We start from the raw sequence: 24,441 nt of genomic DNA, 5'->3' as shown, positions 1-24,441 counted from the left end.
GCCCGCTTGCCGGTGGGTTCCGGGCGGCGATCGGCTGATGCGCCGTATGACGCTCGCGTCCACTGACCGTCGTCCAGGAAGGGACGACGGGCCCGTCCTGCGTGGCCCTCGCCCGGCTTGCGCCGCCCTGCCGGGCCGGTGTCAGCCCCGGCCGGTGGGGGCGGACGCGGCAGATCCCGGCCACGCGTGGGCAGCGCGTGTTTACGCAGCGTGACGAGCTCGTCGGCGCAGATGCCCGTTGGGCCCTCGCGCAGGCAGGCGCTGTCCAGCGCCACTCGAAAACCCGAGGTCGGTAACCCGAGTGGCGGCACCGCGGCGGCTTCCGGACAGTAAGAAGCATGAACCGTCACCGACGCCGTCCCCGGCGGGCCCCGTGGATCGCGGGCGGTGCCGCCGTGCTCGTCCTCGGCGGCATCGGCGTCTGGGCGTTGGTGGCGCCGGACGACGGCACGCCCCACCCCGTGCCCTCGGGCCAGGCACAGTCCACGTCGACAAGCACACCGGAACCCACACCGACGCCGACGGCGACGGGCAGTTCCCGGGCTCCCACGCCGACGCCGACGGGCCATTCCCGGCAACCGACACCGTCCAGCAGTCGGCCCCAGCCGACGCCTGGCAGGACGACGGCCAGCCCGTATCCCCCTCCCAGGCCGAAGCCGACATCGACGCAGCCCTCGGCACCCAAGCCGCCGGCGGAGACGGCACCGAAGTCCACACGCTCGGCTGCCGCATCACCGGCGTCGCCCACCTACCCCACACCGAAGCCGAAGCCGACATCGCCACGACCGACGTCACCGCCGGCACCGTCACCACGGCCGCCGTCATCTCCCGCTGCGCCGTCATCTCCCGCTGCGCCGTCAGTGCCGTCACCGGCGTCGACACGGTGGTACACAAGCCCAGCGGCAACGGCCGCCGCTCAGCGCATGGCCGCCGCCGGAGTGGTCGGCGACCCGGCCTGCTCACTGGCGGCCGTCGGCCAGCCGGATCCGGCAGTGCTCCCCAGGGGCCTCACATCGGTGGGCACCGGGCAGGCCGGCACCTACTGGTGCCTGATCTGGTAGCGCCCTGGGGCGGTAGTAGCAGTCCGACGCATGTCCGCAGGCCGCAAGGGCCAGGAGGGCTGGACGCTGCGGCGATCCCGGACCCGTGCAGCGAGATCCCGGATACGGGGCGGAACACTGAGTGCGCCTTGCGTCCAGGAGTGCAGCGCGAAGAGCTCCCGGTCGACCATGGCAGCCGCCTGCTTGCGCCGAGGGCCGTCCCGAGCGGGGCCAGGTGTTCGCCTTCGGGGACGGGGCCGCTGCAGGCGGAACCGCTTGCCCTCGAACACCACGACCTGGTCATCGCACCGGATCGCCGAAGTCAGCAGCCCAAGTCCACCAGCTCCGGCCACGGGCTCGACCGGGCGAAGGCGACCGCGTCCGCCACCTCCCGGCGGGCCCGCCGCCCCACGGCCTCGACCTGTGCAGGGGCGGTGCCCGCAGTGAGCAGCCGCCGCCGCGCGAGTTCCAGTGGATCGGTGAAATCGGCACCTCCCTCCGCCCGGCCGGTAGCCGCCCCGGTCGGCCCCGGAGAAGTCGGTCTTGCGGTATGTCACGGCCTCGACGAGCGTGAGTCCCTCGCCCGTGCGGGCGCGCTCCACGGCAGAGGCGACACAGTCGCGGACGGCCTCGATGTCATTACCGTCGACGGACACGCCCGGTATGCCGAGCCCCACGTACTGGGCATGCGGAATACCGCCGGGGACCGCCGGTCCGCGGGTTCGTCCCGCCAGGTGGGCCCGACCGGCACGGTGGAGGCCACGGACACCTACGTGGGACAGATTGCGGCGGTGCCGGGCAGCCGGGCCCGAACATCTGGGCTCCTGCCTTGGACGAACTGCGCGGCAGGGTGAGCGAATTCGGCTTCTCCGCACAGGGGTCGGACGAATTCCAGGCGGTGTTCTGGTCTCCCGACCGACGGCTCATGGACGTCTGCCGGACCGCGGCCTTGGGGATACCGACCCGGTGACGAAGGCGGGGGCTCGACCGAGGGCCGGAAGCAGGACTCGCTGTGCCTGGCCCGCCTTCGATGGCCGCTCACGTCAGGGTGGCAAGTCGCGTTGCCACGAGCATTGCACGGGAAAACGTTGCTCACAGAGTAGAAGCAGGGCTTCCCACCCGTATCATCGCTAGACCAGGGCACTCCGCGGCCGGAACATCTTTCCCTGACGCGCCGCAACGGCACGCGAGGGCTTGAACCCAGCCACGAACCGAGGAGAGAACGATGTCCGAAGGCACGGTTATCGCCAGCGAGTTGACTTCGCAGTATCTCAACCAGGTGGCCGGCGACCTGGAACGCAACGTCAAGGAGCAAGAGCGCATCACGGTCGAACTCACCGAGCTGCAACAGCAGTTGGACACGCTGCAGCATGACCACACCGTGCTGGTGAGCATGCAACAGGCACTCGGCGCCGGAACCCCGGTCACCGAACCCGCCAAGGCCGACAGCCCCACCGTGCCTTCCCCCAGGAAGAAGACCACGGCTGCGTCAGGCACTCGTCGGCCCGCGAAGAAGGCCAACGCGGAGCAGCCCAAGGCCAAGAAGCGGTCCGTCACGAAGCCCGCCGCCAAGGAAACGGCTGCGGCGAAGACGGGAACCACGCTGGTCGGACTCATCCACAGCCACCTGACCGACCAGAGCGAACCCCGTTCCGCGGCGGAAGTCGCCGAGGCGCTCGGCCGTGTGCACCCCGGCCGCAACATCAAGACCACGGTTGTGCGCACCACCCTCGAAAACCTGGTGGCAAAAAGCCAGGTTCAGCGGACCAAGCAAGGGAACTCCGTCTTCTACACCGCCGCCATTCCGTCGGAGCCGAACGAGCCGACGGCAGCAGCCACGGACGAGGTCCAGTCGGCAACTGCCTGATAAGCCGACCCTCTTGGCGGTGCACATGGTCGTGTGTGCCAGTCTCTCGGCATGGCCACAGTTGGCTGAGTACGACTCTCCGTGACCTCGTTCAGGGCGAGGCCGATCGTGGTGTCCCGTCGCGGGCATCGATGTGTAGCCGGTAGCGGCCGGGGCCGTCGAAGGACAGCACCGGCAGCTCCTCACCCGGGTCGGCCATCGGATCCGGGGCGGCCATCGGACCTCGCACCATCAGGGTTCCGGGCACCGAGTCCAGCAACGCTTGACCCCAGCCATCGGCACGCTGGTGGAACGCTCAGGCATTGGCACGCGCATGTACAAGGAGCCACTCGCGGAAATTATTCAGCCAATATGGCCGATTGCGATTGAGCTCCCCCAAGCTGATCTGATTGCCGCTGTTGTAAGTCTTCTGTATATCCGTCCCTTCATTCACCCAATCGAAGATCCACGCGCCGACCGAGTTTCCGTCGAGTGTGCGCTGCATCCAGACTTCGTCATCACTCCCCTTGGGCAGAAGCGCGTTGACGAACGTTTCGAGGTAGTCCAGCGGCGTCCATCCACCGTAACGGCCGGCCTTGTCGTCGCGAAGTGCGTCAGCGAATGCACACCGGTTCATCCGGAAGAATTCGTCAAGAAATGGCACGGGGTCCGCCTTCTGTCTTCCAGTAAATCATCGGGAATCGGTCACCCACTGTCAGGCGGCAGTACGCCGGTCGGTTCCATTTCTCACGGAGCCGCCGCTCAGCACTGCTGATGCGATATTGGCATGCGACATCGAGGCCGGCCTGCCCTGCAGGGAATCCGGAAGTGCAGGACGCGACATCACCCCTCCCTCCGAGGGGCCCTGACGGCCGGTGGGAAGACCTGTGTCTGCCTGTCCTGTCGGCATGCCCTCGGCCGCATCGCGACCGCCGAACGCCATACGCGAGGAGGCCGGGGTCAGGAGAAGCGGGCCCGGAGTTCGGATTCGAGGGTTTCGAGCGTGCGGCCCTTGGTCTCGGGGACGTTGAGCTTGACGAAGACGAGGGAGAAGACGCCGGCCACCACGAAGAGGAAGAAGGTGTTGGAGATCCCGATCCCGGCGACGAGGGAGGGGAAGACCAGCCCGATGGCGAAGTTGGTCAGCCACAGCACCACGGCCGCCACACCCATACCGAAACCGCGCATCCGCATGGGGAAGATCTCAGAGAGCATCAGCCAGGTCACCGGGGAGATCGCGCCCTGCTGGAAGGCGAGGAAGGTGATGGTCATGGCCAGCACCGCAAAGGCCCGGCCGTCGCCCGAGGGCACCACCAGGGAGAAGACACCGATCAGCAGCAGGGCCACGGTGGTGCCGATCTGACCGGCCATCAGCATGGGTCGGCGGTTGACACGGCTCAGCAGCCAGATACCGACGAAGGTGGCAAGAACCGAGATCACACCGTTGGCGATGTTCGCCGTCAGAGCGCTGTCGGCGGTGAACCCGGCGTCGGTGAGGATCTGGGTGCCGTAATACATGATCGTGTTGACGCCGGTGATCTGCTGCACGATCGCGATGCCGAAGCCGACGAGCATCAGCTTGCGCAGCCACGGCGTGGACCGCATGTCCTGCCAGCCGCCGAGTCTTTCCCTCTCCTCCTTGACGGCGAGTGCGGAGACCTCGCTCAGCTCGGCCTGCGCGCGCGCCTGGGTCCGTACCCGCTTCAGCACCTCGAGGGCTTCGCCGAAGCGGGTCTTCGAGGCCAGCCAGCGCGGGCTCTCGGGCATGACCAGCATGCCGAACCAGAGCACCACGGCCGGGATGGTGGCGATGACCAGCATCCAGCGCCAGATGCCGCCGGACTCGCCGCCCACCTGGGCGATGATCGCGTTGGAGGTGAAGGCGAGCAACTGCCCGCTGACGATCATCAGTTCGTTGCGAGTGACCAGGGCGCCGCGCCGCTCGGCGGGCGAGATCTCCGCGAGGTAGACCGGCACGGTCACCGACGCCCCGCCGACCGCGAGGCCGAGCACGAAGCGGGCCACGATCATGACCGCGGTGGTCGGAGCGAGGGTGGCGCCGAGCGCACCGACGAAGAACAGCACAGCGAGGGCGAGGATCGTACGGCGCCGGCCGCGGGAGTCGGACAGCCGGCCGCCGACGACCGCGCCGAGCGCGGCACCGAGCAGGAGCGAACTGGTGACCATGCCCTCGGTGACCGGCGTCAGACCGAGGTCCCGGCTCATGTAGGGCAGGGCACCATTGATGACACCGGTGTCGTAACCGAAGAGCAGTCCGCCGAAGGTGGCGATGAGGGTGATGATCCGCAGCCGCCGCGAGATCGTCGCGGCCGCGTCGCCCGTGCCGGCCGTCTGCTGAGCGGGCACCTGTGTCGTGTGGTCCCTGACGTCCATGGCCAGCCCCTACCGGTCGATGGCCCGGCGCCGGACGCCGGCCGGGCCGAGGTGGTCACCGCCGCCGTACGCCACGTGCCCGGCGTCCAGGCAGAGGCTCGTGCCACGGCAGTCGGACTCGTGCGGCAGCCGCGCGATCTCCGGCCGGATCTGGATGTGACTGCCGGCGTACGGACGCACATCCAGACGGACGTCGTACTCAGCCAGGGTGGTCATGGGAAGTGCTCCGTTGGGTTGTGCGTCGCCGTCGGCTCCATCGTCTTCGTTCTGGCAGATCCCGCAGTCCCCCGACTGGTGGACGCGTTGGACGCCGTACAGCGGGCCATCCGACCGGCCAACGGTTTTACTCGGCCGCGGCCCGTCCACCGAGGCTTCCCTTCAGATTCCGCGCGGTGAAAACACCGGGATGCTCTCAGGTGAGACGGGAGGGGTGCCAGGGCCTGCCCAAATCCAGGGCACAGTCACCGGCAATCACTGCAGCAGGGAAACAATAGCCGTGGGCTTGCCAGCCAAGTTCCGTTACACCACATGGCGGAACGTCAACGGCCGCAGGGGGAACCGTGAGGGTGTGTCATCCCGAAACAGCCTCGGCTCGCTCCGATACTTTGGGACCATGGCAAAGCCTGACTGCCCATATCCCGACCACCGCTCTCCTGCCGGAATCCGAACAGGCAAGTCAGGAAGCTGGATGCGTCGGAAGTCCATCACCCTTCTGGTGTATACCATGATGGTTATGGCCACCTTGGAGGTGTTGGCCCCTCCGGCAACGGCTGCGCCTACCTGCCGCATCGGAGCATACATCACAGACATCTATGGACTGGACGTTTCACCACGGACCATCAATGCGGATTTCTGGCTTTGGAGCGTCTGCCCGAGCGCCGATCTCGACGCCACCCGGCGCCTTGAATTCATCAACGCCACGCAGGTGAGCCAAAGCGATAGATCCGTGGAGAGAGTCGGCAGCCAATACTGGTCCCAAGTGAAGGTGTCAGGCACCTTCCGACAGAAATTCGATCTGAGCGAGTACCCGTTCGACAGGCAAGATGTTCAAATTCAGGTGGAAGATTCCGAACTCAACGCTTCCCAGTTTACCTACGTGGCCGACACCGCGAACTCCGGATATGACCACGGAATCAGTCTCGGCGGGTTCAAGATCAGGGACTTTGGCGTACAGGTGGTGACGCACACCTATCAGACTTCCTTCGGGGATCCGAGGATCACCCACGGGCAGAACAGTCAGTACAGTCAATTTGTCATCGATTTCAAGCTCGACAGGGACGATGTGGCCGGCTTCATCAGAGAGGCATGGCCCGCTTATGTTGCGTTCCTCATCTCTTTCATCTCTTACTGGATCTGGTCGAAGGAGCTTCTTTCCGTCATGGGAGCACGGTATGGAGTTCTTGGCGCCTCCCTCTTCAGCGTAGTGGTCAGCATGCGCTCTTCGGCCCTGTCAGGAATCCTCTTCGGAGTAACCTTGATCGATCAAATCCATTTGGCCACCCTGCTCTATACACTGGTCGCGGTGGGATGTACCACCTACATCGTCTGGAGCTGGGCCGACCCCAAAAAAAGCCCCTCGGTGCGCCGGACAAACAGGTTTGTGGCCCTATCGACAACAATCGTCTATCTGATCGCAAATGCTGTCACCATTGGTTTCGCGATTAGATAGAACGTCGTCCACCGTGCCGCTGCCTCACACGCCGAACCAGCCTGGACACCTTGCACATCGAGGTTTTCTCAGCGAGACGATCTCTGCGGAGTCGTGCGGTTCGACTCGGCGCTTGGTCCCCGACTGTCGGCAGGCGTGAAGCCCCTGGTGGTACAGGTTTCACCACAAGATCATGTCCGTCGCCTCGCCCCCCAGGTCTCGGCGGACGAGTCGGCTAGCGCGCCACGCGGTAGCGGAGGTAGACGACTCTCGAGCTGAAGGTGCGGGTCTCGACGAGTTCGAGGTCCACCCGGCGCTCGCGCTGGGGAAAGAACGGAATGCCACCGCCGACCAGCACCGGATAGACCCTGGCCCGGTACTCGTCGATCAGACCCGACGCGGCTGCCTCAGCGGCGAGAGTCGCGCCGCCGATCGCGATGTCACCCTCCCCCGGCTCGGCTCGCAACCCCTCGATCTCCTTCGCCGGCCCGCCCGAGGCCAGGCGCGCATTGCCCTGCACCGCCGACAGCGTCGTGGAGAACACCACCTTGGGAAGCGGCTTCCAGATCGCGGCCCACTCAAGCATTGAGTCGTCGAGCGATGGATCCTGGTCGGCGGTCTCCCAGTACAGCATCGTCTCGTACAGCCGTCGTCCCAGCAGGTGGACGCCGACCTCTCGAATCTCGTCGGTGACGAAGCGAAAGACCTCCTCGTCGGGCGCCGTCCAGTCGAAGCCGCCGTCCGGACCGACGATGTAACCGTCGAGCGAGACGCCCATCGAATAGGTCACGCTGCGCATCAGAAGTCCTCCTCGGTGACGGGTTCGACCGTAGGACCGCCGGACGCCGGAGGTTCATCGCGGCTCGCGGGATCCCCTGGGCCGAGTCATCTCACGAGATCATTTCGTCGAGAAATCCTCCTTGCGCCCTGCGCCCTGCGCCCTGCGCCCTTCCGATCATCTTGCTTGACGGCACGGCGTACGTGCCAAGGACTCCGGAGCCGTGCACTTCAGGTTTGGTTTCCAGGCGGGAGCCTCAGCTGTTGACCAGGGTGCGGTCGAGGAGGGCAAGCGGACGGTCCCAGTGACACTTCAGCCCGGAGGGGTTGACGGCGTAGGTGTCGGACATGGCGGAGCCGTGGACGGTGCCGGGGTAGACCTCGGTGGTGTGGACGACACCTGCGGCATCCAGAGCATGGTTGAGCGCGCTGATGGCCTCGGGCGCCATGTCGTTCTCGGAGAAGCCGAGGTGGACTTCGGCGGTGAGCTCGGAGACGAGGCGATGCGGGCTGTCCGGCGTGTCGGTTACCAGGGGTGGAATCCGGCGACGGCGGCAACCAGGTCGGGGGGGGCCACCACGGTGCGCATCGCCAAGGGGGCACCCATGCAGTAGCCGATCGCGGCGACGGGTCCGGCGCAGACCTCGGGCTGGGTGGTGAGGAACCTGAGGTACGCGTCGGCGTCGCGCACGACGCGTTCGGTGGTGTGCGTCTCGATGAAGGGGTATCAGCCGATCGGTGATCACGGGCCGGATCTCGTTTCCGATGTACTCGGGAAGTTCGATCACCGTTGCCGGGCCGTGCCGGTGTAGAGGTTGGGGACGAGCACGTAGTAGCCGTGCCCGGCCATGCCGAAGTCGTTCAGCTCTGGGCCCCTGGCCTTCGACCCGGTCGATACATACGCCAGAAGGCGAAAGGCGGAGAAGGCCACCCACCGCCCGCAAACACGGCGTATCAGACGGTCTCTTTCGGGTCTTGCCTAGTCGACGACGTCCCACTCTGCCTTTGTCCAGGCCAACTGCGCGTCGCTCAGCAGGGGATCGAACCCTGCGGGGAACATCAGCATGTTCGGCTGCGGCCACATGTTCTCCGGCCCGTGCTTTTCGCAGTGCAGCGCGACGAGATGCGGCCCTTCCCCGCAGGACTCGTGCAGGTAATGGCGGCCATGCGACCGACAGAAGTATCCGAACCTCCAGCAGTCATCCTCTTCAGTCGGTTCGTGGAAGGTGGGATCGCGAACAATCATGGTCACCGGCTCCTGCCGGTTCAACCGGGGGATGGGCCGGGGGTCACACCACGTCAGTCGGGGAGGCAGCACACCGCCCATCCTGCCCCGAGGCAGACCTGTTCAGATCAGCGGGGCGTCGGGCCGGTCAGGTCGTCGACTGATGTGCAGTGGTCGCGGACCGAGCCACTGCTTCCGGACCGGACTCCGCAATGTGGTGGGAGTGGGTGCCGGCGGCCTCGGATGAGACCGGCCGGCCGACCGTGGTTCTCGTGACCTCCGGCAACCTCGCCGGCTGCTGGACACCGTGGGCCTTGTCCGAGAGCAAGCCCTACGCCCGTGCGAGTCGGGCCAGGGGCTACGACATTGCCGTTGATCGCTACTCCGTCACATGAACGCGGGGCCCTACTCGCCGGGGGCCAGAGTGCGGGCGAGGACGCGGGCCGTGTCGGCGATCAATGTGTTGTCCACGGGCGCCTCCTGGGCGGTCTTCGTGGACAGCACGGCCAGCACGAGGGGTGTGTTCCGGGTCGTCCACGCGACGCCGATGTCGTTGGCGGTGGCGTAGTCACCGGTTCCCGTCTTGTCACCGAGGACCCAGCCCGGCGGCAGTCCTGCGCCGAAGCGTTCGGTGCTGGTGGTGTTGCCCTTGAGCCAGGCGACGAGTTGCTCTCGGTCGGCGGCCTCCAGGGCCCGGCCCACTGTCAGCCGCTCGAAGCTCCGCCCGATGGCTTCCGGTGTGGTGGTGTCGCGCAGGTCGCCGGGGACGGCGGTGTTCAGGTCGGTCTCCCAGCGGTCGAGCCGGCTCACCCGGTCGCCGAGCGACCGGAAGAACCGGGTGAGGCCGTCAGGTCCGCCGATCTGGCGCAGCAGGAGGTTGCCGGCCGCGTTGTCGCTGTACTGGATCGCGGCCGCGCACAGGTCGCCCACCGACATGCCGGTGGCGAGGTGCTCCTCGGTCTTCGAGGAGTTCGGCAGGATGTCCCGCGGCGGGTAGTGGATCACCTGGTCCAGCGGCGCGCACCCACCGTGGTCGCGCAGTACGGCCGCGGCGGCGAACGCCTTGAACGTCGAGCACATCGCGAACCGCTCCCCCGCGCGGTACGCCACGGTCCGGCCGGTGCGCAGGTTGTGGGCGTACACGCCGAGACGCGCGCCGTAGCGCTGCTCCAGTGCGCTCAGTTCGGTGTGCGGATCGTCCGGTTCGGCGCCCGGGGCCGCGGACGCGGTCGGCGCCGCCACGGCAGGCGTGACCACCGCGGCGGTGGTGAGGGCAAGACCGGCCTTGAACAGTCGGCGGCGCGGCAGTGAGTTGGCACTGGTCATGTGCAGAGTTCTCCCAGGTCGTCCGTCGTCGGTTTGGTGGATCTTCGACGGGGACCAGCGAAACAGGAGGACTCGACTCATGTCCAAGAGTGAACTTTGAACGCCTCATAACTTATTGATATGACTGCTGGATGGATCTGCTCGCACACCTGGAGGCGTACGTCGCGACCGTCGACGAGGCGAGCTTCTCGCGCGCTGCCGACCGGCTCGGCATCGCCCAGCCGCTCCTCAGCCGCCGTATCAAGATGCTGGAGGCTCACTTCGGCGGCCTGTTGTTCGACCGGTCACGGCGGCAGGTCACGACGACGGAGCTGGGCCTCCTCCTGCTTCCCTACGCGCAGGACGTGCTGGACCGGGCCCAGCGGCTCGGGCAGGTCGCCCGGTCGGCCCGCCAGGCGCAGGTGCGTGCCGTTGGGGTGCCCACGGGCTGTGCCCCCGCGGCGCTGGCGCGCGTCATTCGCGCGGGCACCGAACGCGGGATCACGCTCGGCATGCGCGAACTGGCGCCGGAGGAGCGGGTCGCCGGGCTCGCCGACGGCTCGCTGGCCTACGCGCTCGTACGCGTCCCCCCTGAGCATGCCGGGATCCGTGTACCCCTCGGCCTGGCGTCGGCCGCACCGCCGGACGCATCTGGGCCGGCGCCCACCGGAGCGACGGGACACCGGCCCCGTGCGATCCATCTGGAGGACCTGCGGCCACGCCGCAGACATGGCAGGGCCGGTGGACCGCCCACGGTGCTGCCCGTTCTGACCCTGACGGAGGACGAAGTGCCGTACGCGCGTGACAGGCTGGTCCGTGCCGCCGCCCGCGCCGGGCTGCCGGAGGACCTGGTACGCCCGGCCGGACCGGCCGCCACCGCCCTGGCCGAGACCCTGGCCGGCGGGGCGGTGCTGCTGTGCGCCGAACCGTTCGCACGACAGGGCGGGGCGAGTTGGGCGCCGCTGGCCGATGCCGCACTGCACCGGGGGTACGACATTCAGGGGACACAGAGTCAGCGGGAGGCAATGGCCGTTCCCGACTGGCTCGCCCCGCTGCTCACGGCAGCTGCCGGCGCCGCGACCGCCGTACCGGACTCGATGCGGTCCGGGTCCGCGGGTACGGACGCCCCGTCGCGACTGGCGGCACGCGGATGAGCCCGGAACCGGTGTACCGCCCGGCCTGTGTGGCCGGGGACGGCGCGCTTCTCGATGTCGCCGAGGCAGTCGCGGCGGACTGGGCGGCCCTTGGCGTGCGCGGCTCGTTCCTCGCCCGCCATCTCGACTCGGGCGAGCAACTCGGCTTCGACGTAGACGAGTCGGTGCCTCTCGCCTCGGTGGTGAAGGTCCCGCTCGCCCTGGTCGTGCTGGACCGGATCGCCGCCGGGGAACTCGATCCGGCGCTCCCGGTGACGGTCGACCCTGCCGAGAGCAGCGTCGGTCCCACCGGTCTCGCGGCGTTCCGGCACCCGGCCACCGTGGCCGTGGGCGACCTTCTCATGCTGATGCTCTCGGTGAGCGACAACGCCGCCGCCGACGCGCTGTTCGACCTGGTGCCGGTGGCGGACGTCGACGCCCGCCTTGCTGCGTGGGGGTGCGGCGGGATACGGGTACGGCACCGGATGAACCACATGTACGAGTGCGCGGCAGGAGCCGCCGGCAACGACTTCTCCCTCGCCCTGGAACTGGCCGTCCGCGACGAGCGTGCCGGACGGCACACCATCGAGACCCTCGATCCGGCCCACGCCAACCTCGGCTCGCCTTCGGCACTCGTGGACCTCCTGCAGCGGGTGTGGGCAGACGAGATCGCCCGTCCCCGGGCGACGGCCGAACTGCGCCGATTGATGGGCCTTCAGGTCTTCACCCAGCGGCTGGCGAGCGAACTGCGGGCGGACACACTGCGGTTGAGCGGCAAGACGGGGACCTTCCTCCACCTGCGGCACGAGATCGGTGTGGTCGAGGCCGAGTCCGGCGACCGGGTGGCCGTCGCCGCGCTCACCCGCTCCGACCGCCGGGCCGGCCTCGCGCCCGACATCGATCTCGCGATCGGGATCGGCGCACGCCAGGCGTTCGAGGCGCTGCGCTGCTGAGGCGGCACGCCCGGAGGGGTTCCGAGCGCCTTTTCGGACCCCCGCGGCTCCGTGGTGCCTGCTTCGCGATGACTGCTTCGCGATGACTCAGGCTGCGGCCAAGGGTTCGAACTGGGCGGTGGTACGGGCTTCCGGGGTGCGGGAGAAGGCGAGCGACGATGGCCGGCGACACGACGAAGAAGCCCAGGGACACGGCCGGAAGGACACACGGCCCACGCTCGGCGAGGTCCAGGGGCAGCCGCCCGACAGCGGTGAGCAGACGGAAGGCGATCAGGGTGGCGCCGACCTCAAGTCTTCTGGCGACCGGCCCGGAGAGCGCTCCGCCGCGCACCGCGCCGAGCCCCATGCACGCGTAGGTGACACCCAGACCGAAGTCCCCGATCTCCAGCTCACGCAGGGCGATGCCCACGAACACCCGGCGCGTCCGGGATTCCGACGTGAGCAGCCAGTGCTGGACACCACAACGGGGCACACATGTTGCTCACCGGCGCCGGCCTCGCGCCGGGTTCGACGAGGCCGGAGGACGTCGCCCACCGCACGCCTGTCTGCTCGCAGTACGCCCACGGCCCACCGTGCGTCCAGTGCGGGCAGGTGACAGCGGGCCGGCCCGCACTCGGCGCCGACTGCCCCGGACGCCCGCTGCCGTGCCTGCTACGTGCCGTCGGACAGGGATTCCGCGAGCACGTCGGCGAGTTTCCTGCAGGCCAGGTAGTTTGCGGCCAGATGGAAGTCGAAGGCGTGGATGGCGTCACCGACGTCGAGGTCGACGAGGCGGAATCGGCGAGATATCCCGCCGGCCGGGATGGCCACGAGGTCGCCCGGGTCGGCGATGTTCACCCAGCGACGCACGCTGGGGGGCTTCTGTCCGAGCTCGTCCCTGGCCGGCGGCGCCAGCCGCGGGAAGACGGCATGCGGCAGAGCCAGCGGCGACCCCAGCGTGACCAGCAGATCGATCTCGATGTCGGGCTGCGCCCACAGAGCCTCGTAGGCTACGACGGAGCCGAGGGAGTGCGCGACGACCACGTGCGGACGACGCTCTCGGATCTCTTGCTCGACCGCCGCCCGCGCGGCATTGCGCGCCTTTGATGCCGCCTCGGCCGGCGGCAGGTAGGCGGCCACCTCGGGGAAGAATCGCGAGACGAACTTCTCCACCAGGTCCGGAGCCAGCCGCCGCCGCTCGGCGATCCAGCCGATCGCCTGGCGCAGGGGCCAGGTGCCGAGTCCCTGCGCCTGCTCGTCGGGAAGGTCGAACTCGTCGATCCAGGCTCGCACCAGTTCCTCGACGGCCGGATCGAGGTGTTCCAGGGGCACGTCGTCCGTTCCCTGGGCGCCCTTGGGAGCGAGGTGACCGGCGTAGTACGCCACCGATACCTCGAACTCGTCCACTCGCTGGTCCAGCGCACCGCGCGCCAGATATGTACGCCACGCCTTGGTCAGGCGCTCCGCCGCATCCGCGGCCGTTTCACCGGCCCGGAAATTGCCCACCCCGTGCACACCCACGAGTTGCCGCATGATTCCCCCAACTTGCAGCTTGCGCGCATAAGATGATCCGGATTCGTACCGAGTTCATCACGCGGCGTAGCGTACAGGTGGGAAGGCCCTTCCAGAGCAGATCTGGAGAAACAGGACAGGACTGACATGAGGGATCAGGACCTGACACGGTTTCTTCTCGAAGACGGCACGGTCGTCTCCGTGGAGGTCGACCGTTCTGGGGACAGGGACTACACGGACGTCGGCTTCGGCCGACGGGCGGTCGACGCGGTGAGGACCCTGGACGACGCGATGGACCAGATCCGCCGCGCCGCCAACGTCTTGCTGCGTCCGATGACCAGGGTCGAACCCCGGCCGGACGAGGTGGAAGTCTGCTTCGGCGTCCGCATGACCGCGGATGCGGGGGCCGTCATCGCAGATCAGAGCAGCGAGGGGAACTTCGCGATTCGGCTGGTCTGGCGGTCCAGGGACAGCGATGAAGGGCCCTCGGCGCCCCGCCCACCAGCGGGGCCATGACGTCCGGGGAACACCGGCCCAGCGCCCACGCCGTGGTCGTCGGCATCGGACAGTTCGCACCGCGCTCCGAGCGGGGCGAGGAGCCCGACGAGGGACCGCTCGACGAGTCGGACACCTTCCCGCCCCTCGCCTTCGCCGGGCAGCGCGCCAGAGCTGTCGCAGCCTCCCTGACCGCCGCCGGCTGTGCCGTGCACGGTGGCGACGCCCTGGAGAACGTAACGCTTCCCGCTCTTCAGGAGGCGTTGGACCACTGTGTCTCCGCCACCGCAACAGCCGCCGCGGACGCCGGACCGGCCCCCGGTCTCGTTGTCCACCTGCTCAGTCACGGCCGGGCAACCCAGCAGGGCGGCCTCTTCATCGCCACCCACGACAGCCCCGGGCAGCCCGGCCTGTATGTGCCCGGGTTCCTCGACCAGTTGGAGGAATTCGCGCAGATCACCTCGGCCCTCGTGCTGCTGGATGTGTGCTTCGCCGGTACGGCGGTCGACTGGCAGTGGCAAGCCTGGCGGAGACGGCTACGGGCGAAGAACCGCAAGGTGTGGGTACTGGCCGCCGCGGCGCCATGGCAGAAGGCGTTCGAGGGCCGCTTCAGCGCGGCCGTGTCGACCGTCCTGGGCAGGCTCGCGCAGGACGGACTCGGAACCGACCCGGCCGTGGCGTTCGTTCCCCTGCGACTCGTGGCCCAGGAGATCCGGCGCGAACTCGAACTGCGCCGGGTGCGAGAGGACGGCATACCCCAGGAGGTCGACGCGACGCCGCTCGCCCTCGGCGAGGAGCCACAGGTCCACCTCTTCCGCAACCCGCTGCACGCACGCGGCCACGGCGACCAGTTCCGCGCACAGGTCGAGGAACTGCTCCGTGGCTTCCTCGAAGAACTCGACCCGGTCCTGGACGGCAAGCACTTCGTCGGCCGGGCGTTCGCGAACCCTGCCTCCCCGGCGACTGTCGGCCGCTGCCTGTTCAGCGGACGCGAGGAACAACTATCGCTGCTGAGCGGCTGGTTGGACGATCCCGACAGTCCCGGGAGTCCGCGCCTGCGCGTGGTCACCGGACGGCCGGGGGCGGGCAAGTCGGCCCTTGTCGGCATGCTGGTGTGCGCCGCGCACCCGGAACTCGCAGACGTCACGTTCGAGCTGCTGACGGACGTACCGCTTCCGGGCGTGGCGCAGCAGTTCACGTTCGGCGCGGTGCACGCCCGCGGCCGTACGGTACAGGAGCTGCTGAACTCGCTCGCCCGTCAGCTCGGCGTGGCCGGGCCACCCTCCCCCGGAGCGGCGACGGCCCCTCTCACGGCGGTCGCACTGGCCACCGCCCTCGAAGACCGTGCCGCCTGCGGAGATCCCACCGCAACTGTCGTCATCGACGCCCTGGACGAGGCCGCAGCGCCCGGCGAGGTGCTGGAGACGCTGATCGGACCGCTGCTGAGAGCCTCCGCGACACGACCGCGTGCGGCCTGCCGACTTCTGATCGGAACCCGCCAGGAGAGCGAACTGCGTGCTCTCCTCGCCGAGGCAGCCGCAGCCGGCGGGCTCACCGACCTGGACGACATCCCCGCCGATGTCACGCGCGCAGACCTGGCCCACTACATCCGGCGATGCCTGGCGTCGTCCGCCCGGTACAACCAGTCGACGCACAAAACGGTTCGGGAAGCGCTGAGTTACGGCGTCGCGTCGGCTCTGGCCCCCATCCCGAACCCCAGGACAGCCGTCGCACGGGGTCCGTCGGCGCCCGATCCGTCACCAGGACCTGCCTCGTCCGTCGTAGCAGATCTGCCCTCACCAGGTTCGTCCATGTCGATGCCGGGCGCAGCCTCCGTGCCCGGTCCGTTCCTGCTCGCAGGCGTCTATCTCCACCACCTGCTCACGTCCACCGACGCGGTCACCCTGCCGACTCTGGACCAGACGCTTCGCGAGGTCCCCACCACCCTGCCGGACATGCTGGATATGCATCTGCGCCGGATCGGCACGCCTTGGGCCCGTCCGGTGCTCACCGCTCTCGCCCATGCGAAGGGACCGGGCCTTCCGCTGGACCTCATACCCGCCCTCGCCGCCGCGCTCGGTCCCAAGAACGCCGATCCGCTGGACCTGCCGGACACACGGACCCTGCTCACCGACCTCGAGTTCTACCTGCGCCACTCCATCGACGAGGACGGCACCAGGCTCCACCGGCTCTACCACCACGAACTGGTCACCTTCCTCGGCGGACGAGGTGCGCCCGCCCCGGTACTGGACGCCCTCCTGTCCACCGTGCGCGCTGCGGACGGACGGCTCCGCTGGGATCTGGCCCACCCCTACCTACTGCGCCACGTCGCCGGCCACGCCGCCGACGCGGGACGCGTCGACGAGCTGCTCGCCGACCCCGAGTTCCTGGTGCGCGCCGACCCGGCAGCCATCGCAGAGGTACTCGACCTGGCCACCTCTCCCGAAGCCTGCGTGGCGGCCGCGGTGTTCCGGGCCTCACCGCAGCGTGGCGACGCCCGCGATTTCTCGGCACGCCGGGAGACACTTGCGCTGGACGCCGCCCGGTTCAACCAGCCCCGGCTCGGCCGGGCACTGGCCCTGGGCGGGGGAACAGGAGAGGTCACCTGGATTCCGCTGTGGGCGACCGGCTCCCACGTCAGCGAGGCCCTCATCGGCACACTGACCGGACACGCCGACCGTGTCACGGCGGTGTGCCTGGCCGAAGTGGCCCGACGGCATGTCCTGTTCAGCGGCTCCGCAGACCACACGGTCAGAGCCTGGGATGTGGCCGACGGCCGGCTGCGAGGCAAGCCGATGCGGGGACACGACGGCACCGTGCGGGCCCTGGCTCTGGTGGACACCGTCAGCGGGCCCCTGCTGGCGAGCGCGGGCAACGACGCGACCGTCCGGTTGTGGCACCCCGAGACGGGCCGCCAGGTGGCCCTGCTCGCCGGTCATCGCGGCCCGGTGACAACGCTGGCGGTGGCCACATGGCAGCAGCGTCACGTCCTCGCGTCCGCGGGTGCCGACGGCACCATCAGGGTGTGGGACCCGGCGCGGCCGGCGCAGCCCGTGATCGTGTTGCGCCGCACCGGACGGAGCATCAGATCCCTGGCCCTGGTGACGCTCACCGGTCCGGACGGGCGCCCGGAGGGCCTGCTCGCCGTCGCCGTCCAACCGGGCTTCACATGGCGTTGGTGGGACCTGGAGCGAGGCGGCCCCTACCGCAACGCGCCGCCCGGACACACCCAGGCGGCTGCCGTGGCCTCCACCGCTTTCAACGGCCGCCCCGCGATCGCCACCACCCATCTGGACGGCACCGTTCAGATCTGGGACGTCGCCGAGGGCCGGTCCCTACTGACCCTGCGGCAGCAGGGGATCGGCCGACGCGCTCCGTCCGAATCCATCTCGGCGGTGACTCCGACCTCGGATGCGCCGACAGTCGTCAAGGCCACCGGCGACGACGTCACGGTGCACCGGATCGGTTGGGGATCCGGTCGGTCCCGCAGCCTGCCGGGGCACGAAACGCGAGTCGACAGCGTCTGCGTGGGACAAGCCGGCGAACGGCTTGTCGTCGGGAGCGGTGGTCGCGACGGCACGGTGCGTTTGTGGCGGCTGTCCGGGGCGCAGCACTCCCGTCCGCTTCCCGGTCATCCGCAGGAGGTCGGCGCGCTGGCACTGGTGGAGCGCGGCAGCGGCACGATCGTGGCGAGCGCCTCTCGTGCGACCCTCTGGCTGCGCGCGATCGAGGACGGCGGCGAGCGCGGCCGACTCGACACGGACCACGGACTGATCACAGTCTGCGCTCCGGCCCAGGTCGACGACCAGGCGGCTGTCCTGACGGCGGGCGCCGACGGCAGAGCCCGGCTGTGGGACATCAGCACCCGTCAGGCGCTGCTGTCGCCCCTGGCCGGTCACAGAGGGTGGGTACATGCGATCGCCGCCGGACGGGTCGGCAGCACACCGGTGGCCGTCACCGGGGGCAGCGACTCCACCGTGCGGCTGTGGGACCTGTCGGCTGCACGCGCGATCGGTGAGCCCCTCGCCCAGCACTCGGCTGCGGTCCAGGCAGTCGCTGTCACGAGCATGCTCGGCCGTACCTTCGTCGCCGCGGGCGGGGACGACCGCCGCATGACGATCTGGGACGTCACCGAACCCGGACGCCCTCTGCTCCTGAACACTCTCTCCGGCCACACAGGCGCGGTGGGAAGCGTGCTCCTCCTGCCCGCAGACGATCGCCTTCTGGCAGTGTCCGCGAGCACCGACCGTACGGTGCGGTTGTGGGACGCGACGGCCGGGGAGCCGTTGGGCGCTCCGCTGAACGGCCACTCCGGCGCGGTCACTGCCCTGGCCGCAGGACGACTGCACGGTCGCAGGGTCGTCGTCAGCGCGGGCCGGGACAGGCGGGTGTGCGCCTGGGACCCGGCCCACCGGGAACCCGTGGCGGTCTTCCACTTGCCCAGAGTCGCCACGCACCTCGTCTGCACCGACGACGGCGACCTCGTGGTGGCTATCGGGCGGGACATCGCAGTCCTGGGGCGGGCGGACCACTGACCCTCACGGGTCGCAAGCCCCGATCCGGCCGGCCAGGCACCAGCGCGGCCGGTGACCGGTCAACTACGGGGAGCCGAAGAGGGGTTGCCAGCGACGTGCGACACGCGGTCCGCCTGTCGCCCACCGCCTTCCCAGCGGCGCCCGGGCGATGGTGTGGTCACAGACGCGCCGAGGACGATGTGCTCGGCCTCACGACGACAGCAGCCTCCGTCAGCTGAAAGGAGGCAGCGCCGCACCCTGCGACCAGAGGCAACAGGACGTGGTCAGCGGGGGAGGACCTTGGCGAACGGAACAGGTCCCGGTGATGTTCCGGGACCTGCAGCCGCACTACGCCGGATCAGGCGGGGGTGATGTTCTCCGCCTGCGGACCCTTCTGGCCCTGGCCGATGTCGAAGGTCACCTTCTGGCCCTCCTGAAGCTCACGGAAGCCGGAGGCGTTGATGTTGGAGTAGTGCGCGAAGACGTCCGGCCCGCCGCCGTCCTGGGAGATGAAGCCGAAACCCTTTTCGGCGTTGAACCATTTGACGGTTCCGCTGGCCATGCTGAGCCTTCCACTCGATACCGGACCCGCACCGCGCGGACCCGAAAACGACGTCCTGGCCATACACCGCACAGCAAAGCGCCCACGCCGGGGCGCGGGCGGCTGGGCGAACCAGAACATCTGACAGCGACGCTACACCGCGAAACCGGCTCCCACCAGAGAGCAACGGTCATGATCCATCAAGAGTGCGCCGGTGAATCGCCGGCGGTGCGTCTGACGTCCGCCGGACTCCCGACACCCGCAGCGTGCCCTGGCCCTCCCGAGGTTGGCCGATCCTCTCCCACCGCGATCGTCACGACCGCCGCCGCGGGCCGGGCGGTGCCCGCAGGTCGTGAGACTGCCGATCCGCCTCACGGACCCTCTTGCGATGCCGGGCCGGCAAGCAGATCTGCAGCTCGGAATCCGGGCCCAGACCACGCCCCCACAAGCGCGTGAGGGGTGATGCCGCTGCCGGTGGGCCGCTCCCCCACCAGAGGGTCCGGCCGAGCACGGTGCCGGCCTGCACGAGCCGCGTGCGCGAAACGCAGACGCCGGCAGGAGGCCAGGCCAAAGGCCGGGCACGCCGGGCGGTCACCCGGCAGGGGCCCGCACAAACGCCTGACGCGCCTCCTCCAGAACCATCCGCCAGGAGGCGACGTCCGGCCTGCGGCGCAGCAGGGCGCGGCGCTCGCGTTCGGTCATGCCGCCCCACACGCCGAACTCGATGCGCTGGTCGAGTGCTTCGGCGAGGCACTCGGTACGGACCGCGCATCCGTTGCACACCGTCTTCGCCCGGTTCTGCTCGGCGCCCTGGGAGAAGAGCACTTCGGGGTCGATACTCCGGCAGGCCGCGTGCTCGGCCCATTGCGCGCTGGTCATGGCTCGCTCCCCTTCGACTTCCCTCGACGACCCTACGTTGCCCACCTCACCCAACGTTCATGAGCTCCGGTTTGCTCAACACGGTGAGGAGCAGCAGGGCAGGCGGCCCGGGTGGTGGGCACTTGGTGGTGTTCTCTTACGGGGTGAGTTCCGGCGGGAGATCGGCCGGAGCGGGTGAAGGTGGGTAGCATCCGCGCAACACACCAGGGACCGAGGGAGCGTGCACCGCATGCCTGACACCGCCGCCGCCACATCCATTCAGCAGAAGTACCAGCGGCAGTATGCCGCCGACCTCGAGTCCAACCGCAGCCGGCAAGAGGACATCCAGGAGCACATCGCCAGGCTCCAGGAAACTCTCGGGCAGCTGAAGGCGGATGAGAAGTGGCTGACCGAGCAGGTGGAGTTGGTCCCGGCCCGCCCCGGCACGACGGCGGTACCTCGGGCCGAGGACGGCACTTCTGCGCCAGTCGGGCCGCCGGAAGCCGCCGTCCCCGGGCCGCGGAAGGAGGCCGGCTCCGCCACCGCGCAGAAGCAGGCCGTGAAGCAGAGCCCGGCCAGGGCTCCGAAGAAGGCCCCGGCCAAGAAGACGGCCGCGGCGGCGGCCACCAGGCAAGCCGCCAAGACTCCGGCGCAGGACGCCGCCGTCGTTGAGAAGGCGGACAAGGGTGCGGAGCCCTCGCTGGGTGATCTTCTGCTGCGTGTCCTGGACACGAACCCCGGCGGGCCGCGCACGGCCGCCGAAGTCGTCACCGGCCTGGAGAAGGCGTTTCCCGCACGTGCCCGTGACGTCAACACGGTGCGCAACACCCTTGAGCGCCTCGTCGCCAAGAGCCGTATCGAGCGGGCGAAGCAGGGAAGCACCGTGTACTACAGCGTGCCGCAGGAGTCGCAAGACGGCGCCCAGGAGACGGACACCACCACCCCGGCGGGCGAGGAGAGCGAGAAGGTACCGGCAGGGGCCTGACGACGGGACACCGAGGTGCGGCCGGCGTCCGGCCGGCTGGAGGCGTGCTGCACAGGCCCGGCAACAGCGCGAGGTTGGCAAGGGTGTGTGGGGCAGCTGCATGCCGGGGGGGGCGGCTCGCAGCCGTGTGGGGCCGGGCACCGTGCGGTGCGTGCTGCGTGTCCGGTTACGGTGCTCAGGCCGGGCGGACGGCTGACGATCCTGATACCCGGCCACACCCGGCTCGCCCGCATCCAGACCGCGGCCCGCATCCCACTGAAGGTCGCGGTCCTCGACCCGGCCACCCGGTGCTGCTCCTTCCCGCGCGTCGCCCCGGTCCGGAGCCGGGATCTCGCTGGTCGACCTCCCGCCACAGGTACAAGGCCCTCGGACGGCCCGGCGAAGCCCCAACGCGGCCGGTCGAGTTCGACAACCTGCTCAAAGACGCCCTCGCCGAGGAGTTCCGCTTCCTGGTCCGCGGCGAGGCTCAGTGGGTGAAGAACACCTCCTTCGAGTATTCGAGTCCTGGCGCCACCAGTGGGACGACAAGCGCACCGACGCCGTCCGGCCGGCCTGCGGGTTGCGCGGTCGTCTCACAGGGCGAGGCGTACGTCGTAGCGCTCGAACCAGCGGTTCAGTTCCAGCAGGTACGACAGACTGATGGCGGGGGTGACCGCGGTGATGGGACCGGGTAGGTCGCCGAGTTGTGTGGTGACCGCCGTCCTGACCCGCTCCCGGTCGACGAGATCGAAGACCGGGGCGTGCGGGTCGGCCAGCAGGTCCAGGACGAGATCACGCATACGGGCCACATAGGTGTCGTTGCGGCTGGCCGGGTAGGCGCTCTTGGGCCGGTCTACGACCTCGTCGGGGAGGAGGTGGCGGAACGCTTCACGAAGGACCGCCTTCGGGGTGTCGGCGTGCCGCTTGAGCCGCATGGGGACGTTGAAGAGGTACTCGGCCAGGCGGTGGTCGGCGAAGGGCACACGGACCTCGAGGCCCACCGCCATGCTGAGCCGGTCCTGACGGTCCATCAGGCCGGGAAGCCACCGGGTCAGGCCCAGATGGAAGACCTCGCGTTCGCGCTGCCGGTCGGGGTCCTCGCCGGCGAGGAGGGGAACCTCCGCCAGCGCCTGGTGATAGCGGTCGGCTTCGTAGCGGGCGGGATCGATCAGCCGGCGTACGTCCTCGCGCAGCAGGAAGTCGGGCTGGCGGCGGCCGTACATCCAGGGGAAGGAGGGGTGGGAGACGTAGCGGGGGTCGAGTTGCCAGAGATAGCCGCCGAACATCTCGTCCGCCGCCTCGCCGGACAGCGCGACCGTGCAGTGTCGGCGGATCGTCTGGAACAGCAGGTACATGGTGGTGTCGAGGTCGCCCCAGCCGGGCAGGTCGCGGGCCTGAAGTCCGACGTCGAACCGCTCGACCAGGGTGTCTACATCGATGTCGCTCACCAGGTGCCCGATGCCGAGCGAGGAGGCCACCAGCGCGGCGAAGGGGCCGTCCGAGCTGGGCCGCCAGGTGTCGGAGCCGGGGCCGTCCGCGGCCGGTGGGTTGACCGCGAAACTCGTCAAGCCGCCGTCGAGCGCCTGGGCGGCCAGCGCGGTCACCCCACTGGAGTCGATGCCCCCGGACAGCAGGGTGCCGACAGGTACGTCCGCGACCACCTGGTGGCCGACGATGTCCTCCAGCAGGGAGCGCACGGTCGTTGTCGTGGTGGTGAAGTCGTCGGTGTGCGGCCGGGCCTCGAGCCGCCAGTAACGGCTCTCCTGTACCCCAGTGCCGGTGGCGACCAAGAGGCAGCCGGGCTTGACCTCGTGGATGCCGCGGAAGGTGCCGTGCCCAGGGGTGCGCGCCCGCGGCACCGCCATCAGCTCGGCGACGCCTTCCGCGTCCAGCTCGGCCGATACCTCGTCATGGGCGAGCAGGGCTTTGGGCTCGGATCCGAAGAGGATTCCGTCGTCGGTGCGTGCCCAGTAGAGAGGCTTGACACCGAACCGGTCGCGGACGAGGACCAGTCGGCGGACCCGCTCGTCCCAGATGGCGAAGGCATACATACCGTTCAGGCGGCGTGCGCAGTCGGTCCCCCACTCGAGGTACGCGGTGAGGAGGACCTCGGTGTCGGAACGGCTGCAGAACGACCAGCCGCGGGCGGACAGTTCGGTGCGCAGTTCACGGAAGTTGTAGATCTCGCCGCTGAAAGTGACCACCGCCTGGCCGCCGGCGCGGTCGGCGCGCGCCATGGGCTGTCGCCCGCCGTCGAGGTCGATGACGGCGAGGCGGCTGTGGCCCAGGGCCGCACGCGGCGAGAGCCATGTCTCCTGGGCATCGGGGCCGCGCGGTACGAGCATCTTGGTCATGCGTTCGATGACCGGTTCGACCTGCGTCAGATCGCGCCGCCAGTCCACCCAGCCAGCAATTCCACACATCTTCAATTCCTCCTGAGTCTGTTCGCGGTGAATTCGAGGGAATGGGGAAGTGCCCGGTCCAGAAACTCAAGATCGTGACCACCCGGGCGCTCGCAGAATTCTGTTTCGATTCCGGACGTGACCAGCTTCCGCACGGTTCTCCGGTTCATCCGCAGAATCCGGGGATAGTCGTCGACTCCCACGTCGGCGTAGACGGACAGGTCGCCGCCTTCCTGGCGTTCCAGGAGGGCCGCCAGGTCGTACCGGTGCCGTACCCGGCTACCGGGCGGCCCCCAGACCCGCTCGTGGGCCTCCGTGGACGGGATCGCCGTGTCCGGGTTCCGGCGCGTCCTGGTGTAGGGGTCGCCGACGCGTGACGGTGCCTCGAACGCGCCTGCGTGGCTGAGGGCCACTGTGAACAAGCCCGGATGGCGCAGGGCCTGCATCAGGGCGGCGGCGCCGCCCATCGAGAAGCCTCCGATACCTCGGACACCGGTCCTGAGGTGCACGGCATAGCGGTTGTCGACGAAGGGAATCAACTCGTTGACGAGATAGTCCTCGTACCGGAATCCACGGTGGTCGTTGATGAACCAGCGGCGACCGCTTTCCGGCAGCACCACCAGCAGCTCCAGGTCCGCGAGATGCTCGGTCAGTCGGGTGCCGGTCAGCCAGGTGATGCGGCTGCCGCCGAATCCGTGCAGCAGATACAGAGCTGAGACGGCGCGCCCCTCTGCCGTGCATCTCCGAGGCACCAGCACGCTGGCGCGTTTGACACGGCCGAGTGACGGGCTGGCCCACTCCCAGGTCTCCAGGATGTGTGCCGACAGCCGTCGCTTGTGTACGAGCGTGTGCACC

At 69.0% G+C, this 24,441-nt stretch carries 22 protein-coding genes and 1 pseudogene; 8 read left to right on the top strand and 15 right to left on the bottom strand.

Going from position 1 to position 24,441, the window contains the following annotated elements:
* Nucleotides 1-346: 346 nt before the first annotated feature.
* The gene (locus ACIRU3_RS26170; RefSeq protein ID WP_404060681.1) at nt 347-748 is read right to left on the bottom strand and encodes a hypothetical protein; all 402 of its coding nucleotides are present in this window, start codon (nt 746-748) and stop codon (nt 347-349) included.
* A gap of 175 nt (nt 749-923) precedes the next feature.
* Here ACIRU3_RS26170 and ACIRU3_RS26165 point away from each other — a divergent pair, with 175 nt between their 5' ends.
* On the top strand, nt 924-1,061 hold the full coding sequence (locus tag ACIRU3_RS26165) for a hypothetical protein (protein ID WP_404060807.1): 138 nt from the start codon (nt 924-926) through the stop codon (nt 1,059-1,061).
* On the opposite strand, the gene ACIRU3_RS26160 is transcribed toward ACIRU3_RS26165, so the two are convergent.
* Entirely contained in the window at nt 1,040-1,717 is a 678-nt protein-coding gene (locus tag ACIRU3_RS26160; protein WP_404060678.1) for a thiamine pyrophosphate-dependent enzyme, read from the bottom strand. The two genes, ACIRU3_RS26165 and ACIRU3_RS26160, sit on opposite strands and share 22 nt — an antisense overlap.
* Before the next feature lie 548 nt (nt 1,718-2,265).
* Between ACIRU3_RS26160 and ACIRU3_RS26155 the strand changes: the two genes are divergently transcribed.
* Entirely contained in the window at nt 2,266-2,907 is a 642-nt protein-coding gene (locus tag ACIRU3_RS26155) for a BlaI/MecI/CopY family transcriptional regulator (RefSeq protein WP_404060676.1), read from the top strand.
* Between the two features lie 91 nt (nt 2,908-2,998).
* Here ACIRU3_RS26155 and ACIRU3_RS26150 read toward each other — a convergent pair whose 3' ends face one another.
* From ACIRU3_RS26150 to ACIRU3_RS26135, 4 genes are all read right to left on the bottom strand, one after another.
* The gene (locus ACIRU3_RS26150; protein ID WP_404060673.1) at nt 2,999-3,124 is read right to left on the bottom strand and encodes a hypothetical protein; all 126 of its coding nucleotides are present in this window, start codon (nt 3,122-3,124) and stop codon (nt 2,999-3,001) included.
* Between the two features lie 78 nt (nt 3,125-3,202).
* Nucleotides 3,203-3,550 carry a hypothetical protein gene (locus ACIRU3_RS26145; protein WP_404060671.1) on the bottom strand — a complete coding sequence of 116 codons (348 nt, stop codon included), beginning with the start codon at nt 3,548-3,550 and terminating at the stop codon, nt 3,203-3,205.
* A gap of 296 nt (nt 3,551-3,846) precedes the next feature.
* Entirely contained in the window at nt 3,847-5,280 is a 1,434-nt protein-coding gene (locus tag ACIRU3_RS26140) for a sugar porter family MFS transporter (protein ID WP_404060668.1), read from the bottom strand.
* A gap of 9 nt (nt 5,281-5,289) precedes the next feature.
* The gene (locus ACIRU3_RS26135) at nt 5,290-5,496 is read right to left on the bottom strand and encodes a hypothetical protein (protein WP_404060666.1); all 207 of its coding nucleotides are present in this window, start codon (nt 5,494-5,496) and stop codon (nt 5,290-5,292) included.
* Between the two features lie 397 nt (nt 5,497-5,893).
* On the opposite strand from ACIRU3_RS26135, the gene ACIRU3_RS26130 reads away from it, so the two are divergent.
* The gene (locus ACIRU3_RS26130; protein ID WP_404060665.1) at nt 5,894-6,949 is read left to right on the top strand and encodes a hypothetical protein; all 1,056 of its coding nucleotides are present in this window, start codon (nt 5,894-5,896) and stop codon (nt 6,947-6,949) included.
* A 214-nt stretch (nt 6,950-7,163) separates the two neighbouring features.
* On the opposite strand, the gene ACIRU3_RS26125 is transcribed toward ACIRU3_RS26130, so the two are convergent.
* The 4 genes and pseudogenes from ACIRU3_RS26125 to bla all read right to left on the bottom strand — a co-directional run bounded on the left by ACIRU3_RS26125 (nt 7,164) and on the right by bla (nt 10,256).
* Nucleotides 7,164-7,727 carry a dihydrofolate reductase family protein gene (locus ACIRU3_RS26125; protein ID WP_404060663.1) on the bottom strand — a complete coding sequence of 188 codons (564 nt, stop codon included), beginning with the start codon at nt 7,725-7,727 and terminating at the stop codon, nt 7,164-7,166.
* A 235-nt stretch (nt 7,728-7,962) separates the two neighbouring features.
* Nucleotides 7,963-8,555 (bottom strand): annotated as a pseudogene (locus ACIRU3_RS26120) (dienelactone hydrolase family protein).
* Nucleotides 8,556-8,684: 129 nt separating this feature from the next.
* Nucleotides 8,685-8,951 (bottom strand): hypothetical protein, encoded by a 267-nt coding sequence (locus ACIRU3_RS26115; RefSeq protein ID WP_404060800.1) that lies wholly within the window; start codon nt 8,949-8,951, stop codon nt 8,685-8,687.
* Nucleotides 8,952-9,335: 384 nt separating this feature from the next.
* Entirely contained in the window at nt 9,336-10,256 is a 921-nt protein-coding gene (gene bla / locus ACIRU3_RS26110; RefSeq protein ID WP_404060661.1) for a class A beta-lactamase, read from the bottom strand.
* A 131-nt stretch (nt 10,257-10,387) separates the two neighbouring features.
* Between bla and ACIRU3_RS26105 the strand changes: the two genes are divergently transcribed.
* Both ACIRU3_RS26105 and ACIRU3_RS26100 read left to right on the top strand, forming a co-directional pair.
* A complete protein-coding gene (locus ACIRU3_RS26105; protein WP_404060658.1) occupies nt 10,388-11,389 on the top strand; it encodes a LysR family transcriptional regulator in 1,002 nt (333 codons plus the stop codon).
* Nucleotides 11,386-12,321, top strand: a complete 936-nt coding sequence (locus ACIRU3_RS26100) for a serine hydrolase (RefSeq protein WP_404060656.1) — start codon at nt 11,386-11,388, stop codon at nt 12,319-12,321. Before ACIRU3_RS26105 ends, ACIRU3_RS26100 begins: the two co-directional genes overlap by 4 nt.
* A gap of 651 nt (nt 12,322-12,972) precedes the next feature.
* Here ACIRU3_RS26100 and ACIRU3_RS26095 read toward each other — a convergent pair.
* Nucleotides 12,973-13,833 (bottom strand): serine peptidase, encoded by an 861-nt coding sequence (locus ACIRU3_RS26095; RefSeq protein ID WP_404060653.1) that lies wholly within the window; start codon nt 13,831-13,833, stop codon nt 12,973-12,975.
* Nucleotides 13,834-13,959: 126 nt separating this feature from the next.
* Between ACIRU3_RS26095 and ACIRU3_RS26090 the strand changes: the two genes are divergently transcribed.
* Together ACIRU3_RS26090 and ACIRU3_RS26085 are read left to right on the top strand one after the other, a co-directional pair.
* Nucleotides 13,960-14,328: a CU044_2847 family protein gene (locus tag ACIRU3_RS26090; RefSeq protein WP_404060650.1), complete on the top strand. Its 369-nt coding sequence runs from the start codon at nt 13,960-13,962 to the stop codon at nt 14,326-14,328.
* On the top strand, nt 14,325-18,842 hold the full coding sequence (locus tag ACIRU3_RS26085; RefSeq protein ID WP_404060647.1) for an AAA family ATPase: 4,518 nt from the start codon (nt 14,325-14,327) through the stop codon (nt 18,840-18,842). The genes ACIRU3_RS26090 and ACIRU3_RS26085 overlap by 4 nt, the downstream gene beginning before the upstream one ends.
* A gap of 337 nt (nt 18,843-19,179) precedes the next feature.
* On the opposite strand, the gene ACIRU3_RS26080 is transcribed toward ACIRU3_RS26085, so the two are convergent.
* Together ACIRU3_RS26080 and ACIRU3_RS26075 are read right to left on the bottom strand one after the other, a co-directional pair.
* Nucleotides 19,180-19,383, bottom strand: coding sequence for a cold-shock protein (locus ACIRU3_RS26080; RefSeq protein ID WP_094222245.1), 204 nt, complete (start codon nt 19,381-19,383; stop codon nt 19,180-19,182).
* Between the two features lie 570 nt (nt 19,384-19,953).
* The gene (locus ACIRU3_RS26075; protein WP_404060644.1) at nt 19,954-20,241 is read right to left on the bottom strand and encodes a WhiB family transcriptional regulator; all 288 of its coding nucleotides are present in this window, start codon (nt 20,239-20,241) and stop codon (nt 19,954-19,956) included.
* 229 nt (nt 20,242-20,470) lie between these two features.
* Here ACIRU3_RS26075 and ACIRU3_RS26070 point away from each other — a divergent pair, with 229 nt between their 5' ends.
* Nucleotides 20,471-21,205 (top strand): hypothetical protein, encoded by a 735-nt coding sequence (locus ACIRU3_RS26070; protein ID WP_404060642.1) that lies wholly within the window; start codon nt 20,471-20,473, stop codon nt 21,203-21,205.
* 572 nt (nt 21,206-21,777) lie between these two features.
* Here ACIRU3_RS26070 and asnB read toward each other — a convergent pair.
* Together asnB and ACIRU3_RS26060 are read right to left on the bottom strand one after the other, a co-directional pair.
* Nucleotides 21,778-23,607 (bottom strand): asparagine synthase (glutamine-hydrolyzing), encoded by a 1,830-nt coding sequence (gene asnB, locus ACIRU3_RS26065; protein ID WP_404060639.1) that lies wholly within the window; start codon nt 23,605-23,607, stop codon nt 21,778-21,780.
* Between the two features lie 2 nt (nt 23,608-23,609).
* Nucleotides 23,610-24,440: an alpha/beta hydrolase gene (locus ACIRU3_RS26060; protein ID WP_404060636.1), complete on the bottom strand. Its 831-nt coding sequence runs from the start codon at nt 24,438-24,440 to the stop codon at nt 23,610-23,612.
* Nucleotide 24,441 lies beyond the last annotated feature (1 nt).

This window comes from Streptomyces sp. NPDC101151 (genome assembly GCF_044768335.1).
GTDB lineage: Bacteria > Actinomycetota > Actinomycetes > Streptomycetales > Streptomycetaceae > Streptomyces.
This window is presented reverse-complemented; position numbering and strand designations above follow the sequence as displayed.

What these genes read in the sequence shown, in the direction of transcription:
- ACIRU3_RS26165 (WP_404060807.1), top strand. Translation starts at nt 924, where the DNA reads ATGGCCGCCGCCGGAGTGGTCGGCGACCCGGCCTGCTCACTGGCGGCC.
- ACIRU3_RS26135 (WP_404060666.1), bottom strand. Translation starts at nt 5,496, where the DNA reads ATGACCACCCTGGCTGAGTACGACGTCCGTCTGGATGTGCGTCCGTAC.
- ACIRU3_RS26100 (WP_404060656.1), top strand. Translation starts at nt 11,386, where the DNA reads ATGAGCCCGGAACCGGTGTACCGCCCGGCCTGTGTGGCCGGGGACGGC.
- ACIRU3_RS26130 (WP_404060665.1), top strand. Translation starts at nt 5,894, where the DNA reads ATGGCAAAGCCTGACTGCCCATATCCCGACCACCGCTCTCCTGCCGGA.
- bla (WP_404060661.1), bottom strand. Translation starts at nt 10,256, where the DNA reads ATGACCAGTGCCAACTCACTGCCGCGCCGCCGACTGTTCAAGGCCGGT.
- ACIRU3_RS26080 (WP_094222245.1), bottom strand. Translation starts at nt 19,383, where the DNA reads ATGGCCAGCGGAACCGTCAAATGGTTCAACGCCGAAAAGGGTTTCGGC.
- asnB (WP_404060639.1), bottom strand. Translation starts at nt 23,607, where the DNA reads ATGTGTGGAATTGCTGGCTGGGTGGACTGGCGGCGCGATCTGACGCAG.
- ACIRU3_RS26150 (WP_404060673.1), bottom strand. Translation starts at nt 3,124, where the DNA reads ATGGCCGCCCCGGATCCGATGGCCGACCCGGGTGAGGAGCTGCCGGTG.
- ACIRU3_RS26140 (WP_404060668.1), bottom strand. Translation starts at nt 5,280, where the DNA reads ATGGACGTCAGGGACCACACGACACAGGTGCCCGCTCAGCAGACGGCC.
- ACIRU3_RS26095 (WP_404060653.1), bottom strand. Translation starts at nt 13,833, where the DNA reads ATGCGGCAACTCGTGGGTGTGCACGGGGTGGGCAATTTCCGGGCCGGT.
- ACIRU3_RS26070 (WP_404060642.1), top strand. Translation starts at nt 20,471, where the DNA reads ATGCCTGACACCGCCGCCGCCACATCCATTCAGCAGAAGTACCAGCGG.
- ACIRU3_RS26090 (WP_404060650.1), top strand. Translation starts at nt 13,960, where the DNA reads ATGAGGGATCAGGACCTGACACGGTTTCTTCTCGAAGACGGCACGGTC.
- ACIRU3_RS26105 (WP_404060658.1), top strand. Translation starts at nt 10,388, where the DNA reads ATGGATCTGCTCGCACACCTGGAGGCGTACGTCGCGACCGTCGACGAG.
- ACIRU3_RS26075 (WP_404060644.1), bottom strand. Translation starts at nt 20,241, where the DNA reads ATGACCAGCGCGCAATGGGCCGAGCACGCGGCCTGCCGGAGTATCGAC.
- ACIRU3_RS26155 (WP_404060676.1), top strand. Translation starts at nt 2,266, where the DNA reads ATGTCCGAAGGCACGGTTATCGCCAGCGAGTTGACTTCGCAGTATCTC.
- ACIRU3_RS26125 (WP_404060663.1), bottom strand. Translation starts at nt 7,727, where the DNA reads ATGCGCAGCGTGACCTATTCGATGGGCGTCTCGCTCGACGGTTACATC.
- ACIRU3_RS26085 (WP_404060647.1), top strand. Translation starts at nt 14,325, where the DNA reads ATGACGTCCGGGGAACACCGGCCCAGCGCCCACGCCGTGGTCGTCGGC.
- ACIRU3_RS26115 (WP_404060800.1), bottom strand. Translation starts at nt 8,951, where the DNA reads ATGATTGTTCGCGATCCCACCTTCCACGAACCGACTGAAGAGGATGAC.